Genomic DNA, 16,380 nt, shown 5'->3' with positions numbered 1-16,380 from the left:
CTTTTAATCAAACAGGATAACACGTGAAAATTCATTGTTCTTAAAGTAAATAAGGCTGAATTTTATCCATTTTAATTATAAAGGGCTGCCCCGGAACAATTTCCCGGACAGCCCTTGCTACATTAATTTGCGTTTGATTTTTTATTTTTATACATGCTTACTACATAGCCGCCTATCGCAAGGCCGAGCAAGACAATCCAGAAAATGACTTTCCACATTGTGGAGTGCGGGAAGTGCGGGTCGATAATTGCCAAGTTTTCATGGCCTAATGCTAATACCGCCAATTTTACACCTACCCAGCCTACAATTAGGAAAGCAGCTGTTTCCAGTGTTGGATAGTCGTTTAATAGCTTAACGAACATTTGTGCAGCAAATCGCATGATGACAAGACCGATAAATCCGCCTAAGAACATAACAGCGAACGGTCCTGCGTTAATACCCCCGATATGCATGTCCCCAATATGCGGCAATGTGATTGCAATTGCTACCGCAGCAAGCATTGAGTCAATCGCGAATGCAATATCGGCTAGCTCAACTTTTAAAACAGTCATCCAGAAGCCGGAGCCCTTACCTTCCTTCACTTCCGAACTGTCATCTTGCTTCTTAAAGTGGTTATCATATAAATGCTTGATCGATATGAACAATAAATACGCCGCACCCAGCGCTTGGATTTCCCAATATTTCGCCAAAAACGTAATAAGGAATAGTGCGATGAAACGAAACAAGAATGCACCGAATAATCCGTAAAATAATGCTTTTTTCTGTTGCTCTTTCGGTAAATGCTTAACCATTACCGCCATAACGACTGCATTATCTGCAGCCAATAGTCCTTCAAGGAATATTAACACAAGCAATACCCATGCATATTCCAATAAAATTGCTTCCATGAAAGTTCTCCTCCTTATGATTTACTTGTACCCAATAATTTAGGCATCTAAATAATATAAAGTTGAAAAAATATCCATTTTTGCCAAAAAAGAAAAGACCTCTGCCTATAAATATAGGCAAAGGTCTTGCTAAGCAAAATAAAAATGATGCTATCACACCCGATGGCTCCTGACCATGTAATGACGAATGTGAAATAAGTGCATTTGAAAATAGTGCTCGTCTAAAGTCGACATGCTCCTACTTAAATCCCTTATAGCTACTCCCCTTTGACAAATGTCAATTGGATATTCAATTCAATTATATTGCTATTTTAACGATATTTTATAAAAAAATCAAATCATTCCTTCAATATTTATTAAATTTTTACACGGAAACTATGCAAATGCCTATTTTCCTCATAAAATTGCACTAAATTCGGAAATGTAGCATCCCCTTCAAACAGCACGATTTAGCAGCCACCATGTCGCCGTTCAATTTCTTGGAAAATAAATTTTACGTTCGCTAATTGTGAAGGGAGCATTACCGCCATGATTTCATTCGTTCATCTTTGTATAAAAAGCGCATGAACAATTTCTGTTGCAGAAAATCCTTGAAAGTCCGTTATAAATTGACTCCCCAATGATTTTTCCTTTTGCAAACACTAATTTCTTTCTTTTTCAATTAGGCTGTATATAATCGGCACGATAAATAATGTTAAAATCGTCGAGCTTATTAACCCTCCAATAACAACAATCGCCATTGGCTGGTTCATTTCCGTGCCTTCCCCAATGCCTAATGCCAATGGGACCAGACCTAAAATTGTCGTTAATGCGGTCATTAAAATCGGCCGCATACGATCTTGCGCACCTATGATGATGGCTTCGGCAATATTCAATCCTTCCCGGCGTTTTTGATTAATATAATCAACGAGCACAATGCCGTTATTCACGACAATCCCCACTAATATAAGTATCCCGATAATCGCCGTTACACCGAGCAAAGTATCAGTTAAAAATAACGATGCCGCCACACCTATTATCATAAGCGGTACACTGAACATCATGACAAATGGAAGCTTGAACGATTCAAATTGCGCTCCCATAACGAGATAAATAAGCACAACGGCAAGCAGAATAGCTAAAATCATATCATGCTTCGCGCTATCAAAAAGCTCCCGGTCGCCGCCAAAAACAATTTTCGTTGCGGGAGGAATTGCAGCTTGCTCAATTGCTTTATCCACTTTTGCCGAAATGCCGCTAAGGGATTCCGACGTTTTATATTTCACAAAAACGGCAATGGCCGATGCTTGATCAGATCTGCGGAGCGCTGTTTGAGTTTCCTTAATTTCGATATTCGCCAGCTGCTGCAATTCAACAAATACACCTGCATTTGTCCGCAGCTTCATCTTTTTAACCGCTTCTAAATCTTCCCGATAAGCCTTGCCAAACCCTGTATACACACCTAGCACTTCACCATCTTCTGCAATAATTTGCGTTGTGAATGCGCCGCGTGTCATCATATTTACTGTTTGGGCAATTTGTGCAGGCATTAGCCCATATTGGAGTGCTTCATCACGATTTACTTCAATTTGGATTTCTTCTTTTACTTCGTCCAGATCTGTCGTAGTCTCGACAAGCGAATCGATTTTTGCAAGTTGCTGCCCAATAGCAATGACCGTATCTTTTAAACGCAGCTCATCACTATCTGTTACCCGGAACGATAATGTATTCGGTGTCGAGCCTGATGAAGAAGAAAGCGAAAAAGATATTTCGGCACGTTCCCCAATTTGTTGCTGTACTTGCTTTTCAAAATGCTCCACAAAATCAAATATCGAGCTTTCGCGTTCCGATAATGGAACAAGCTTTACGGAAATTTCCCCTTCGTTTTGACTGCTCGTCCCCCGTGACAATGATTGTTGATTGCCCCCGATTAAACTGACAACAACCTCGACTTCCTCAAACTGTTCTGCAATTTCTTCAATTTCCGACACGATCTGCTCAGTTTTCTGGACGGCTGCACTGCGCGGCAGCTTTACCGATAATGATACAAAACCCTCGTCGGTCGGCGGTAAAAACTCTGTGCCCGTTTTATATAAGCCGAACCCGGATAGACCGAGTAAACAAACCGTAATCGATAAAATAAGGGCACGTCTCGCCAACCCCCATTTTAATGCTTCCGTATAATTTCGATACAGCCATGAATTTTGGCGCTTTTCGACTAAATCCATCGACTTCGCGCGCAATAAACGACTCGCCAGCATCGGAACAACCGTTAAAGCGACAATGAGCGAGGCGATTAAACTAAATGAAATCGTCAAAGCGAATTCCGTGAAAATTTTCCCGATCAACCCGCTTATGAAAATAACCGGCACAAATACGGCAATCGTCGTTACAGTGGAAGCCGTAATCGCTAAGGCAACTTCCTTTGTCCCACTTATCGCAGCTTCTACCGGGCTTTCGCCTAACTCCAAATGCCGCTCAATATTTTCAATGACGACAATCGCATTATCCACAAGCATCCCAATTCCTAATGCAAGAGCTCCAAGCGTCATAATATTCAATGAAAAATCCGCAAAATACATTAATACAAATGTAACGATGACTGAATATGGAATTGCGATCCCGATAATGAGCGGACTTTTTATACTTGATAAAAAGACGAAAAGCACAAGCATTGCAAACAAGCCGCCAAAAATGAGAGACGAGCTAATATTACTGATGGCCAATCGTACATAATCCCCTTGGTCAAATAAAATCGTCGCTTCTATGCCTTCATATTGCGGCTCACTTAATAAGCGGTCGAGCTCTTTTTGAAATGTTTCCGAAACGCTCGCTGTATTTGCGCCAGACTCTTGAAGAACAGAAATTAATACGGCTGGCTGATCATTTGCGCGAGTAATGGAATTCGCTGCCTGCTCTTTTCGTTCAACAGTGGCGACATCTTGAATTTTAAGAGGTACCCCTGTTAGCGGATTCACGGAAAGGACAAGATCCGCCAATTCCTCAGGACTGTTAAAGAGGCTCACTACCCGGGTAGTCAAAAGTTGATTATCGACTGTATTTAGCTCAGCACCCGGCATCGAAATATTGCTTGCCTGGACAATCTGCATTACATCATTTTGCGTTAAACCATTTTGCTCAAGCTTTTTTTCATCAAGCTCAATTTGAATTTCCTCCACAATTTTCCCTGATACGGTTACGCTTGCTACACCATCTGTCCGCTGCAGCTCCTGCTCCAATGATTCCGCGACTTGCCGTATGTTCACCGCTTCGGCGTCAGCTGCCAATGCTAGCTGTATAACCGGAAACTGTGATGGATCAAACTTCAAAAAGCTAGGTCTACCCGCGTCTTCCGGCAGAGGGACCAAATCGATACGCTGCAATATATCAGTTTGAACTTCATCCATATTTGTCGACCAGTTAAATTCCAAAATAATTAAATTGGAGCTTTCAAGTGATGTCGACTGCAATTTTTTTATCCCTGGCAATGTCGAAAGTGAAGCTTCCAATGGCTTTGTCACCTTTTCATTCACTTCAACCGGACTTGCACCCGGATAGCTTGTCACAACGACTCCGATCGGCGGATTTAAGTCGGGTATCAGCGTAACGGGTATTTTAAATAACGAAACAATCCCGATTATTAATACAAATAGCATCGAGACGATTGTAAATACTGGACGTTTAATTGAAAACTTGCTTATATTCATGGATGTAAAATCCTTTCATTTTGTCATCATATTATTTAAAATTCGTTTAAAGCGCACTATTTCCCTTTGCTTCTTTGTCGAAACTTACTTTGCTGCGCCAAAATGTTACAAATTATCAAACAATATACGCTGGGGGTTAAACTATGTGTTTAATTGCATTTTCATACAACGTTCATCCACAATATCCTCTTGTTATTATTGCGAACCGGGACGAATTTTACGACCGTCCGACAGCGGCGGCACATTTTTGGGAAGATGAGCCTTCTATATTGGCAGGCCGGGATTTGCGTCAGCATGGCAGCTGGCTTGGTGTATCGAAAAGTGGCCGTTTTGCTGCTATCACTAATTTCCGCGACCCCCCCCTTCCTGTAACTGGTCTGTTGTCACGCGGTGAAATCGTACAACAGTTTTTAATCTCGAACGAATCGGCTGAACAATTTATAGCATCTTTGCGGGAGAAAAAAGCTTTGTACGGCGGTTTCAATGTTTTGCTTTATGATGGTCAGGAGATGCAGCATTACAATAATATTTTCGATGAGCACAATAATATCGAAAGCGGTACATATAGCGTGAGCAATGCCACTATTAATACCTCATGGCCAAAAACAGATCTTGCGAAAAATATGCTGGAAGAAACAAGCAAAAACGGGAAACTTGAAGCAAGGGACTTAATCTCCCTATTGGCAAACGAAGAAATCGCACAAGATGAAGTATTGCCGGATACGGGTGTTGGCATTCATTTAGAACGTGCACTATCGGCTCAATTTGTAAAGCTGCCGAACTATGGAACACGCTGTTCAACGGCAATTGCTTATCATAAAAATGGACAAATCGATTTTCTTGAACGCACATATGAGGATGGAAAATATAAATTTGACAGGTCCTATCTCATAAATACGGAAGAATAAATTAAAGGTGAGGTAATTGTAGGGTAGGGGCAATTATTTGGGAGTGCCGGGTTTGATCCGGGGAAGGCGGCGAGAGGGGGAGTTATGTATTAGGGGCGAATGGTTCTATTTTTCATCTCAGATGTTATAGTTTTCCGGACGGGCGTTCCACTTTCCCCGGCTTTCGTTCTCCATTTCATGCGGAGACTTCTAATAAATGCTTCGGCTTCTTCTTCCGCACGCTTTCGTTCTACTTTTCGCCCCAAATGTTCTACTTTTCCGGGCGCGTGTTCTCCTTTCCCCGGCTTTCGTTCCACTTTCCGGGCGAAATGTCCCACTCCCCCCGCCGCGCCACACCGCATCTTTCCTCCCCCCTCGGCTTGAACTCCCTCCACACAAAAGCCCCGGCAATTTTCCATCACAGAAAATCGCCGGGACTTTTAAAAATTATAACAGGCTATATAGTTGAATTTGCTCGTTCTTTTCAGAGAACCAGCGCATCGCAAATTCATTTTCGAATAAAAATACTTTATTGTCAAAACGGTCGCGCACGAGCATTGAACGCTGTGAATGCATTGAATCTTTTACATCTTCCTCGTTTTCAATCCAACGCGCTATTTTGCTGCCGATTGGCTCCATTATGACTTCTACATTGTATTCGTTGATCATACGGTGCTGGAAAACTTCAAACTGCAGTTGACCAACCGCACCTAGAATGACTTCTTCAGTGTGCAATGTTTTGAAATATTGAATTGCCCCTTCTTGCACCAATTGCAGTACTCCTTTTTGGAATTGCTTCCCTTTCATTACGTTTTTCGCCGAAACGCGCATGAAAATTTCCGGTGTGAATTGAGGCAGCTTTTCAAAGTTAAACCCTTTTTTACCGCCTACTACCGTGTCGCCTATTTGGTACGTACCTGTATCATAAAGACCAATAATATCGCCTGCAACCGCTTCTTCAACCGTCTCGCGGTCATCTGCCAAAAATTGCGTCGACTGTGTCACTTTAAAAGATTTGCCTGTGCGTGCAAGCGTCATATTCATTCCGCGCTCGAATTTCCCGGAAACAATTCGCACAAATGCAATACGGTCGCGGTGGGCAGGATTCATGTTCGCTTGAATTTTGAAAATAAAACCAGAGAAATCTTTGTATTCCACCGGATCAATAAATTGCTCGTCCTCTGTAATACGAGGCTGCGGTGTTGGAGCAAATTTCAAATACGTATCAAGGAAAGTTTGCACCCCGAAGTTTGTTAATGCTGAACCGAAAAATACGGGCGTCAACTCACCGCGGCGGATTTTCTCTTCCGAGTATGCATTCCCGGCTTCGTTCAATAACTCAATATCGTCAAGTGCCTGTGTATAGTAAGATGTCACTTTCATTGGGTGCTCGACTGCAAGACCGCCTTCTTCATTCAGCGGTAAATAACGTTCCTCTTCTTCTGTGCGGAACTGTTCGATGCGGCGATTGTAACGGTCATAAATACCAAGGAATTCTTTCCCCATACCGATCGGCCAGTTCATCGGATATGCCGAGATACCAAGAACTTCTTCTAGTTCTTCTATCAATTCCAACGGCTCTTTCCCTTGACGGTCCAATTTATTAATAAATGTAAAGATTGGAATACCGCGCATTTTACATACTTTGAACAGCTTTAATGTTTGGGCCTCAATACCTTTTGCCGCATCGACTACCATGACTGCAGAATCCACCGCCATTAATGTACGATACGTATCTTCCGAGAAGTCTTGGTGTCCTGGTGTATCGAGAATGTTTACACGGCAGCCGGAATAATCAAACTGCATAACAGAAGATGTAACCGAGATTCCGCGTTGCTTCTCGATTTCCATCCAGTCAGATGTTGCGAATTTACCTGATTTCTTTCCTTTTACTGTACCCGCGTCACGGATTGCACCGCCGAATAATAATAATTTTTCTGTAATCGTCGTTTTACCAGCGTCAGGGTGACTAATGATGGCGAATGTGCGACGCGATAATATATCTTGTTCTAAAGTCATTGTTTTCGTCTCCTTTTTTCATACTTTCTTATTTTAAAAGACAACCATCATCCGTTACAACCTTTTTAATTTTAAAAGAACATTTTACAAAGTCGCCTGATTACTTTAAATAGGACAAAACCTACAACAATTGCAATTGCATTTAACAATACATCATCAACATCGATGCTTCGTCCTATAAAATATTGTGTCCCTTCTATAAATAGCGGGATGCTAAATGCGACGACATGCATCATGCGCCAGCCCCGAAACTTTTTCCATAGCAATGGGATGAAAAAGCCAAAAGGAATAAACAATACAATATTGCCTGCCAAATTGTAAAAAGCAATATTAGCTAACGGTCCATTTAATTGATCATAATACAGTCGAATCGTTTGCAATGGGGTGAAATTGCTTCTAGCATAAGCGGTCGAAGTATCAAAAATGATGCGTCCATCCATAAAATAAAAATTCGGGATAATCGTTTGTGAAAATATACTGACACAATAGAAGAAAAATAATAGCATAACAAATTCCCTTAGCCAGTCTTTTTCCTTATTTCTCAAATAAAGCACACGTAATATTATATATATCGGTAAACTTGCAAGACAATAACCGAACATGCTCACTAAAAATGACTGAATCATTTTTCTTCCACCTCCTAAAAAAATCCACCATTAACGCAATTCACGTTAATTCGGTGGATTTGAAAAAATTAAACAGTTATTTATACAAATTTTAACTTCCCAGCTTCAATCGCAATTTGCGCATCACTATGCGGATATTTCGTATTTTCAATAATTTGGTAATCTTCATGGCCTTTACCGGCAAAAATAATAATATCGCCCGGATTTGCTATATCTACAGCATATTTTACAGCTTCCGCCCTGTCTCCGATACATGCATAATTTTCGTGCAGCATCCCTTTTGCCAAGTCGCCTGTAATGCTCTCGAATTCCTCATAGCGCGGATCGTCCGTCGTCAATATAACATAATCTGCAACAGATGCTTTTTCCGCCATCGTTGGACGCTTTGTTTTGTCGCGCCCGCCTCCTGTGCCAACTAGGAAAATCAATTTGTTTTCCGGTTTTTTATAAGGAAGTGCGGCATTGATCGCCTTTTCAATGGCGTCCGGCGTATGTGCATAATCGATAAAAATTTGAATCGGTAAATCCGTATCTACCTTTTCCATACGTCCCTTTACCGGCGGAAGCATTTCAATTTGCTCAATAATGACTTCTATCGGGAAACTGCGTGCATAAAATACAGCTGTTGCCGCAAGCACATTGTAAATATTAAATTCGCCTAATAAGTGCATGGACACTGGAAATGTGCCTTCAGGCGTTTCCATATCAAAATGCGTCATCCCGTCTTCATAGCGGCAATTCACCGCACGGAAAATGGCATTGTTTTTTAAGCCATACGTCCAAATAGGAAATGGCGTCATTTCCGCATAGCGCTCAGACCAAGGATCATCCGCATTTAATACGACATGCTTGTTCTTTTCCAAATCCTGTCCGAGCTGAGAGAACAACAAGCCTTTCGTATTGCCGTAGTTTTCCATCGTTCCATGGAAATCGAGATGATCATGAGTTAAATTTGTAAAAACCGCCACATCATAATCTACACCGGCTAAACGCCCAAGCGCCAAACCATGCGACGAAACTTCCATGACCATCGCACGGCAGCCCTCGCTTTTGGCACGGAAAATCATTTGCTGTGTATTTAAGGAATCGCTTGTCGTGTTTGCCGATTCATACAATACTCCATTTAAATTAAAACCGATTGTGCCTGACAATGCCGATTTTTCCCCAAGCCCGATTAAAATATTATGAATGATGCCGGATACGCTCGTTTTGCCGTTTGTGCCTGTTACTCCAATCATCATAATATCCTTTGACGGATAATCAAAAAACTTCGCAGCTAAAATACCGAGTGTACGCGTTGTATTTTTTACGATAACTTGTGCAATTTCGCCCTCTAATTGTAATAGACGTTCTGTTACGATAACAGTTGCACCCGCATCGACAGCCATTTGCGCATAATCATGGCCATCCACTGTATACCCTTTTATACAAATAAACAGACTGCTCGGCTGTACACTACGCGAGTCAATCGCAATATCTGTAATTAACTTAGGTAATTGTCCTACTATCTTCTTTTGCATGAGTGTACTTAAAAGCTCTTCTGCATACATAATTCTTTCCCCCACACTTACAATATACTTGCGAATGAAAATTTTTTCGTTTAAGATTATTTCTTTCTATGTAATAACCATCATACTGCGCATGGATTGAAATTTCCACGCTTTTCAATAAAGAATTCCTGTTCACTCACATATTTCGTCTATTTATACGATATCTCTATCATAACAAAATTCGCCATTTATCGACATCGTAAATTCCTGTATCATAATAGTTAACATTACTTATTTGAGGTGTTTTATGCAGCAACACGAAATTTTAAATAAGCGAAACTTGCTTACGTTGATCACCTATATCTTTTCTGCCGCTGTTTTTGCAATCGTGATTTTTTCACAGCAGTTCCACCATCACCCGGCTAATTTATTTTTTTGTGCTGGCAGCAGTATTGTACTTGTCGCCTTATATTTTTTTAAAATGCCACCACAGGCTTTTCAATTCATTCTGATCAGCAATTGGCATATACTTGCTTTTCTTTTTAATTTTCAAAGCTTAAACAATATTACGTTTTATGCATTTATATACTTAATCGCGGTTTTGACTATTTATCGTTCATTGGCAATTTCGTTCATTAATATATTTCTCGTGCTACTTGAAATTTTTGTTTTATATAAATGCTCGATTATTTCGCTTAAAATATTCGAGTCCCAGGAAAACTATTTGTTCTTTAGTTTTCTGCTCGTTATTTGCATCGTAAGTTTGGCTCAAAGCTTTTTCATAAAAAGCATTTGGTCAAAGGTGGAGAAAAAGGCAATTGACCGTGAATATAATCTTAACTCGAAACACGCTTATTTGAATCTCTTTTTTGAGCAAGCGAAAGATGCGATTGCTGTATTTGATTTGGAGGAACGTGTCATTGCCGTCAATCCAGCATTCGAGAAATTATATGGCTGGTCCAAGGCAGAAGCGATCGGACGTTCATTGCCGCTCGTCCCGCCGGAAAATGAAGAAGGGGCAAAACAGCGGACAAAGGATTTAAAGCGCGGAAAAAGCTACCATCTATTCGAAACGACCGATATGAGAAAAGATGGGACAGTGTTTGATGCGCAAATCTCATTGACCCCTATTTTAAGCCCCCACGGCGAAATTATTGCGGCTTCCGTCATTTCACGGGACATTTCTTATATTAAGGAAAACGAAAATCTGATTTTGCAATCCGAAAAATTAAAGCTTGTCGGCGAACTGGCTGCCGGTGTTGCCCATGAAATCCGAAATCCAATGACTGTCATTTCAGGCTATGTGCAAATGATGAACGAAGACAAAAATTCGCCTTACTATGAATATACGAAGCTCATCCAAAATGAAACAGAGCGGATCGAATTGATTTTATCGGAGTTTCTTGTATTATCGAAACCCCAGGCAAATCAGTTTGTACCGATTAATCTAGCGGAAGCTTTAACGGAAGTTGCGAGTTTTTTCCAATACGAACTCCAACAAAGAATCATTCAGCTGCACACAGTGAATGAATATCCAAATACGATTATTTTAGGCAATAAAAATCAAATTAAACAAATATTCATTAATTTATTTAAAAATGCCATTGAAGCGATTCATAACGATGGGACAATTACGCTAAAAGTGTGCAAAAGCGATGATGGAAAAGAAATTTTCATTCGGATAATCGATACAGGCTGCGGTATTCCTCCACATGTGCTGGAACATATTTTCGAACCTTTCTATACGACGAAAACAAAAGGAACCGGGCTCGGAATGGTCATTATCAACAAAATTATCCAAGATCATAACGGTTCAATCAAAATAGCGAGCCAGCAACATGCAGGAACAGATATTCTGCTGTCCTTCCCGATAGTTGAAGAATAATATGAAAAAGCTTTCTTGAATTTGTTTTTCAAGAAAGCCTTTTTTACTTGTATAATATTATTTCATTATCGTACGAACAAGCTTCACTTTTTGTTTATATGGTGGATATAGTAAGCTATTTGCCAGTTTATTAGAGCGTTGCATAATCGATTTAGGGTGGGTGAAGTTCTCGAAGCTCGCTTTCCCGTGATATGCTTTCACCCCTGAAGGACCTACCCCTCCAAACGGCAGATGACTGTTTCCTACATGTGTTATGACATCATTGATGCAGCCGCCGCCAAATGGAAGTTCTTGTAAAAAGTAGGAAACGGCCTTTTCATTCTCCGAGAACAAATATGCACTTAATGGCTTAGGCAATTGGCGAATTTCATGGATCGCTCTTGGCAATTGCTCATATGTCATAATCGGCAAAATCGGACCGAACAGCTCATCTTCCATCGATGGATGATCCCACGTAATATGCTCTAATATCGTCGGCTCCATATATAAGTCCTCACGTTCAGTACGTCCTCCAAATGTGACTGTATCCCGTTCCTTATCCAATATATTTTGCAGGCGGTCAAACTGGCGCGCATTAATAATACGCCCGTAATCCGGACTTTGCTGTGGATCATCGCCAAAAAATTCACGGATTGTCTTCTTCAATAGACGTGTAAATTTTTTCGCAACCGCTGTATGAACGAGCACATAATCAGGCGCTACACATGTTTGTCCTGTGTTGTTGAATTTTCCCCATGCAATTCTCTTTGCCGCCACGTCTAAATTAGCCGTTTGATCTATGATGGCAGGGCTTTTACCACCTAGCTCCAATGCAATCGGTGTGAGACGCTCTGCAGCAGCTTTAGCGATAACTTTTCCGACCGCGACACTTCCCGTAAAAAAAATATAATCAAACGGTGCATGGATTAAAGCCGTCACTTCCTCTTTTTCTCCTTCGACAACACGTACATAATTCGTCGGGAACGTTTCCTCCACAATTTTCTTGACGATTTGGGCTGTATGCAAAGCGGATTCAGATGGCTTTACAATCGCTGTATTCCCACCGATAATCGCTCCGATCAATGGCTCCATTATTAATTGAAACGGATAGTTGAACGGACCGATAATTAATGTGACACCATATGGTTCGCGTACAATATAGCTTTTCGCAGGCTGGAAATGAAGCGGCGTTTTTACAAGCTGCGGCTCCATCCAGCTATTTATATTTTTTATAAAATAGGAAATACTATCATATACAATACCGATTTCTGTGGAATATGCTTCAAATTCGCTTTTTCGCAAATCCGATGCTAACGCTTCTATTACTTGCGCCTCATATTTTTTAATTGTTTCTTTCAATAATACGAGCTGCTGCTTGCGGAATTCCACATCTTTCGTTGCGCCCGTATAGTAAAAGGAGCGTTGATTCTCAATCATTTGTTCAACATCCTGCACAGTAAATTTCATTTTTTTCATCCTTTCATTTATAAATGTATGCATAAATTATAGCTGTTCACACATATTAACTATAGTAATAACTACTACAAAGTTAATCATTATTCCTTCCAATTTAAGGAGGCTAGGTGGTGCAATCGTATGAAATTTTAGTATAAGGTTTATAAAGAAGCACAGCTGGGAATTTCATAACTAACTATTTAAACGGACATAATACGTACTGGATAACAATCGTACAAGGAGGCTATATAAATGATGATTACTGAGACTTGGTGGGGCGAGATTTTTTCTGGACCATTATCTATTGGATTAAATGAACAAAAGATTAAACAATTAGAGGATGAATCATTTTTATACTTCGACGAATTTGTTGCTACAATTCCTAATGAAGAACAAAATACTTAACCCGTAAAAGGACTGTCACATTTGGCAGTCCTTTTTAGTATTTTTTTGTGGCATAATGACTATATAATATAAATTATTATGCAATGTTTATAGGAGGTCATCCTTATTTTAAATAAATTGCTGAAATTCATGATGCTCGCTCTGCTCATTTTTGTCTGCGTCGTTTCAGTACAATACATTATGAAAAAAAATGCTTCAGAACAGCAAGAAGCAATCGATGAGGCAAAAGCCGCGATTGCCCCAGAGCAATTAAAATCACAAACGATGATTGCGATGTCGGAAATTGTACTCCAGCAATTCGTTGAAAATATTATGCTCAATATCGAAATAACACCAATTGATGACAAGCAAAATGTAGCCATTTCACTGCAGGCATCCGAATTTATTAAGGAAAGCACATTGCTGAAGGACAGCTATAATTTATTGAAGGAAATACAGCATGTTGAAGCATTGAATAACATCACTTTAAAATGGCTTATGCCTGTGCGGAATAAAAACACCGAAGTATTAACGATAACATTCGATGAACAAAAACTTGCATCAATCAATGAAATTTCATACAAAGACATACCCGAAGCCGCAGAACAATATATAAAACATGAAGCATTCAACTAAAAAATGCCGATGATTAAGCGAACAACGCTCTTCATCGGCATTTTTAGCTTCAGAATACTTCATATAACATTTCATGCAAATTGCAATACGGATTGTTGCGCCCTTCCAACTCCGAGAAATGATAGCGCATCCTTGCGGTATAATCCCAATACCCACATCGTGCGAGCCGCGATTATTGGAGGACAGGACACAAAAGTAAAGGAAGTAAACGTTCTTTCCTTTTTAAGTGCCTTCCTTTTGCACGGGTGTGCTGAAATCTGTCATTTTTATTATGGACTTCAATTTACAGTTTTTTACCGGCTCAACAATCGGTCCCTTTTCTTCAGGAAGTTTGTCTGTATATTTTATCCGCCAGCTGAAAATCCCCGAGAAAATCAAGGCGGATTTGCAGCTGGGCGGAAGACGGTGACGGAAAAAGAGTCGGGTTCCCTCAATTTGAGATGAAGGGGGCCTCTATTACCGATTGGCTGGGAGGAGATCAGTTTAAGCGCCTGCCCACTCCAATAAATAGAAGGAAAAATTCCCCTTATTAAAAAAATACATTAAAAAATACCTTAAATAGACGGAGAAATTCCGCTTGTCGATCCGAAAAACATGAAAATGGAGGGATTTTCTTTGGATAACCGGAAAATCTCCCCTTATTCCCCTCGAAACGAGCTTTATTACGTAAATAACCGGAAAAACTCCGCTTATTTTTTCCCTCAACATTTAATTAAGAGCCGGGATCTCTATAAGTAAATATGAATTTTGTTCACCCCGATAGAGAGGGGCTTATTAAAAATGAATAACCGCCGTTTTCAGCACTTTCCATTAGCCTGTTCAACAACTTGAATGCCAAAACCATCCAGTTGTCAGGCTAAAGCTAAATATGCGCTTTGAAATATTTCCATTTTTTTATTACTGTTAAAAGCTCATTTCCAAAACTATTTCAATGATTCATTCATTTGCTGCAACGCTGATTCGACATTCGCTACCGCTGTTTGCAGCTCTTGTTTTTGTTTCGATGTGAAGAAGCTATAGTTCACATAATCTTCTTTTCCGACTTCAAAATAAGCGCTCATATCATTTAATGCTGCAATCGCTTCAGCTGCTGATGCTGCACTTTCTGCCGATACACGCGGCATGAATATTTCCGCTATTGCTTCTGCCGCTTCTGTTTGTGCCTTTACTGCATACACTTCATTGCCGGCAATGCTTGAGGAAGTTAAACGATCATTCGCCATATTATTGAACATCGCCACGGCAGATGCCAGCACATTGTTTTCTGAGCTATCAATCGCTGGAAGCTCTGTTTGCAATGCTTTTATATTTGCTGCAAGTTCATTTGCCGTTTCCTCATAACCCGCCGTTTTTTTCTCTGTAAACAATCCGTATGCTAAACGTTGAAAGCCTGTCGTGTCCGTCTCTTTTCCTTCTGCAAGCTCACCGCCGATTTTCGCGGCAAGCTTTGGAAAACTCGGGGCAAGCGGCTGTATGCGCTCATAATACATCGTTACTAACGGGTATAGTTTTTGCGCTTCTTCCAGTTTACCGTCCTTAATATATGCGGCTAAAAGTTCTGTATCTGCTGCAAAATCATCCATTTGTTTTTCCGCAAATGCTTTGAACTGATCGGTTTCAGTCGCTGTATCTATTATTGCTTCCTGTTGTTCAGACGGTTCTGCCGCTTGCTCGTCCTCTTTTTGACCACATGCAGCCAATATAGAGACCGCAAGTAAGGCTGTCATTAGTTTCTTACTGTTTTTCATGCTCATTCCACCTCTTGTTTTTCTAGTTCGACTATCTTTACATGAACAACAAAACGCTCTTTGTCATTTTGGGATGTCGTACACGTCGAAAAAGTCGCCATTTTGTCTGCCACTGTCATTTGCACAGACATTTCAATGTCGGAACGTTGCTGAATTTCCGATAAAAACTGTGCATATGTTTCATCTGTAAATTCGGTTTCAATATAATAAAATTCTGTTGTCGTTTCATAGGCAGCAAATACATGAAGGGCATATTTTTTATCATTCGTTTCATAATAAAAAACCGGATGTGCTTCCGCATATGCTTGCTCGCGAAACTTCGGCAAATTCCCGAACATCGTCCCATTCCGCAAAACATGGCCATAAAAAATCGTATGGCGATCTTCCATCACTTCATTGCGAAAATCGGCGAATATACTGCCGCCACGGCTTTTTTCATCCAAATAATTATGCTTTAAGTAAAAGTCATTGTCGGAAGTTTGCAATACGGGATTATCAAGCCTGCTATTTTCCAATGCAAGCCACCCGATAATATTGGCGTTTTGCTGCTGGAGGGTGGAAAGCTTGTCTTTTGCCATCATTTGCTTTGCTTCTTCCAGCTGCCCTGTTACTTCATGATAGCTAAAATAATGGCGGATAATGATGGTCGCACAAATAATCATGGCGATTAAACTTAAAGCCCGAATCGATTTTCGCAT

The 16,380-nt window shown here is 40.4% G+C and carries 12 protein-coding genes; 4 read left to right on the top strand and 8 right to left on the bottom strand.

The genetic code is table 11. The features are described from left to right. Positions 1–122: 122 nt before the first annotated feature. Entirely contained in the window at positions 123–887 is a 765-nt protein-coding gene (locus ACTHOQ_RS04715; RefSeq protein ID WP_440494523.1) for a TerC family protein, read from the bottom strand. Positions 888–1,528: 641 nt separating this feature from the next. Then, positions 1,529–4,573 (bottom strand): efflux RND transporter permease subunit, encoded by a 3,045-nt coding sequence (locus ACTHOQ_RS04710; RefSeq protein ID WP_440494522.1) that lies wholly within the window; start codon positions 4,571–4,573, stop codon positions 1,529–1,531. Positions 4,574–4,716: 143 nt separating this feature from the next. On the opposite strand from ACTHOQ_RS04710, the gene ACTHOQ_RS04705 reads away from it, so the two are divergent. Then, positions 4,717–5,481 carry an NRDE family protein gene (locus ACTHOQ_RS04705; protein ID WP_440494521.1) on the top strand — a complete coding sequence of 255 codons (765 nt, stop codon included), beginning with the start codon at positions 4,717–4,719 and terminating at the stop codon, positions 5,479–5,481. 426 nt (positions 5,482–5,907) lie between these two features. On the opposite strand, the gene ACTHOQ_RS04700 is transcribed toward ACTHOQ_RS04705, so the two are convergent. The 3 genes from ACTHOQ_RS04700 to ACTHOQ_RS04690 form a co-directional block, all read right to left on the bottom strand. Then, complete coding sequence (locus ACTHOQ_RS04700) at positions 5,908–7,479, bottom strand: peptide chain release factor 3 (protein ID WP_440494520.1); 1,572 nt, start codon at positions 7,477–7,479, stop codon at positions 5,908–5,910. Positions 7,480–7,550: 71 nt separating this feature from the next. After that, the gene (locus tag ACTHOQ_RS04695) at positions 7,551–8,105 is read right to left on the bottom strand and encodes a VanZ family protein (RefSeq protein ID WP_440494519.1); all 555 of its coding nucleotides are present in this window, start codon (positions 8,103–8,105) and stop codon (positions 7,551–7,553) included. Between the two features lie 80 nt (positions 8,106–8,185). Next, the gene (locus tag ACTHOQ_RS04690; RefSeq protein ID WP_440494518.1) at positions 8,186–9,655 is read right to left on the bottom strand and encodes a UDP-N-acetylmuramoyl-L-alanyl-D-glutamate--2,6-diaminopimelate ligase; all 1,470 of its coding nucleotides are present in this window, start codon (positions 9,653–9,655) and stop codon (positions 8,186–8,188) included. A 247-nt stretch (positions 9,656–9,902) separates the two neighbouring features. Between ACTHOQ_RS04690 and ACTHOQ_RS04685 the strand changes: the two genes are divergently transcribed. Then, positions 9,903–11,480, top strand: a complete 1,578-nt coding sequence (locus ACTHOQ_RS04685; RefSeq protein ID WP_440494517.1) for a two-component system sensor histidine kinase NtrB — start codon at positions 9,903–9,905, stop codon at positions 11,478–11,480. Between the two features lie 57 nt (positions 11,481–11,537). Here ACTHOQ_RS04685 and ACTHOQ_RS04680 read toward each other — a convergent pair whose 3' ends face one another. Then, positions 11,538–12,926: an aldehyde dehydrogenase gene (locus ACTHOQ_RS04680; RefSeq protein ID WP_440494516.1), complete on the bottom strand. Its 1,389-nt coding sequence runs from the start codon at positions 12,924–12,926 to the stop codon at positions 11,538–11,540. Between the two features lie 240 nt (positions 12,927–13,166). On the opposite strand from ACTHOQ_RS04680, the gene ACTHOQ_RS04675 reads away from it, so the two are divergent. Both ACTHOQ_RS04675 and ACTHOQ_RS04670 read left to right on the top strand, forming a co-directional pair. Further along, complete coding sequence (locus tag ACTHOQ_RS04675) at positions 13,167–13,319, top strand: hypothetical protein (protein WP_440494515.1); 153 nt, start codon at positions 13,167–13,169, stop codon at positions 13,317–13,319. Positions 13,320–13,499: 180 nt separating this feature from the next. Next, positions 13,500–13,934, top strand: coding sequence for a hypothetical protein (locus ACTHOQ_RS04670; RefSeq protein WP_440494514.1), 435 nt, complete (start codon positions 13,500–13,502; stop codon positions 13,932–13,934). Between the two features lie 923 nt (positions 13,935–14,857). Here the strand turns inward: ACTHOQ_RS04670 and ACTHOQ_RS04665 are convergent. Together ACTHOQ_RS04665 and srtB are read right to left on the bottom strand one after the other, a co-directional pair. Next, positions 14,858–15,682 carry an EfeM/EfeO family lipoprotein gene (locus ACTHOQ_RS04665; RefSeq protein ID WP_440494513.1) on the bottom strand — a complete coding sequence of 275 codons (825 nt, stop codon included), beginning with the start codon at positions 15,680–15,682 and terminating at the stop codon, positions 14,858–14,860. A 2-nt stretch (positions 15,683–15,684) separates the two neighbouring features. Next, on the bottom strand, positions 15,685–16,380 hold the full coding sequence (gene srtB, locus ACTHOQ_RS04660; protein ID WP_440494512.1) for a class B sortase: 696 nt from the start codon (positions 16,378–16,380) through the stop codon (positions 15,685–15,687).

The sequence above is a fragment of the Solibacillus silvestris genome (genome assembly GCF_051967575.1).
Lineage (GTDB): Bacteria > Bacillota > Bacilli > Bacillales_A > Planococcaceae > Solibacillus > Solibacillus silvestris_B.
Note: the sequence above shows the minus strand (reverse complement) of the source record. Positions and strands in the feature narration are given on the sequence as shown.

Bases quoted from the DNA above. Each gene is read 5' to 3' on its own strand.
- ACTHOQ_RS04715 (WP_440494523.1), bottom strand. From the start codon at position 887: ATGGAAGCAATTTTATTGGAATATGCATGGGTATTGCTTGTGTTAATA.
- ACTHOQ_RS04710 (WP_440494522.1), bottom strand. From the start codon at position 4,573: ATGAATATAAGCAAGTTTTCAATTAAACGTCCAGTATTTACAATCGTC.
- ACTHOQ_RS04705 (WP_440494521.1), top strand. From the start codon at position 4,717: ATGTGTTTAATTGCATTTTCATACAACGTTCATCCACAATATCCTCTT.
- ACTHOQ_RS04700 (WP_440494520.1), bottom strand. From the start codon at position 7,479: ATGACTTTAGAACAAGATATATTATCGCGTCGCACATTCGCCATCATT.
- ACTHOQ_RS04695 (WP_440494519.1), bottom strand. From the start codon at position 8,105: ATGATTCAGTCATTTTTAGTGAGCATGTTCGGTTATTGTCTTGCAAGT.
- ACTHOQ_RS04690 (WP_440494518.1), bottom strand. From the start codon at position 9,655: ATGTATGCAGAAGAGCTTTTAAGTACACTCATGCAAAAGAAGATAGTA.
- ACTHOQ_RS04685 (WP_440494517.1), top strand. From the start codon at position 9,903: ATGCAGCAACACGAAATTTTAAATAAGCGAAACTTGCTTACGTTGATC.
- ACTHOQ_RS04680 (WP_440494516.1), bottom strand. From the start codon at position 12,926: ATGAAATTTACTGTGCAGGATGTTGAACAAATGATTGAGAATCAACGC.
- ACTHOQ_RS04675 (WP_440494515.1), top strand. From the start codon at position 13,167: ATGATGATTACTGAGACTTGGTGGGGCGAGATTTTTTCTGGACCATTA.
- ACTHOQ_RS04670 (WP_440494514.1), top strand. From the start codon at position 13,500: ATGAAAAAAAATGCTTCAGAACAGCAAGAAGCAATCGATGAGGCAAAA.
- ACTHOQ_RS04665 (WP_440494513.1), bottom strand. From the start codon at position 15,682: ATGAAAAACAGTAAGAAACTAATGACAGCCTTACTTGCGGTCTCTATA.
- srtB (WP_440494512.1), bottom strand. From the start codon at position 16,380: ATGCGAAAATCGATTCGGGCTTTAAGTTTAATCGCCATGATTATTTGT.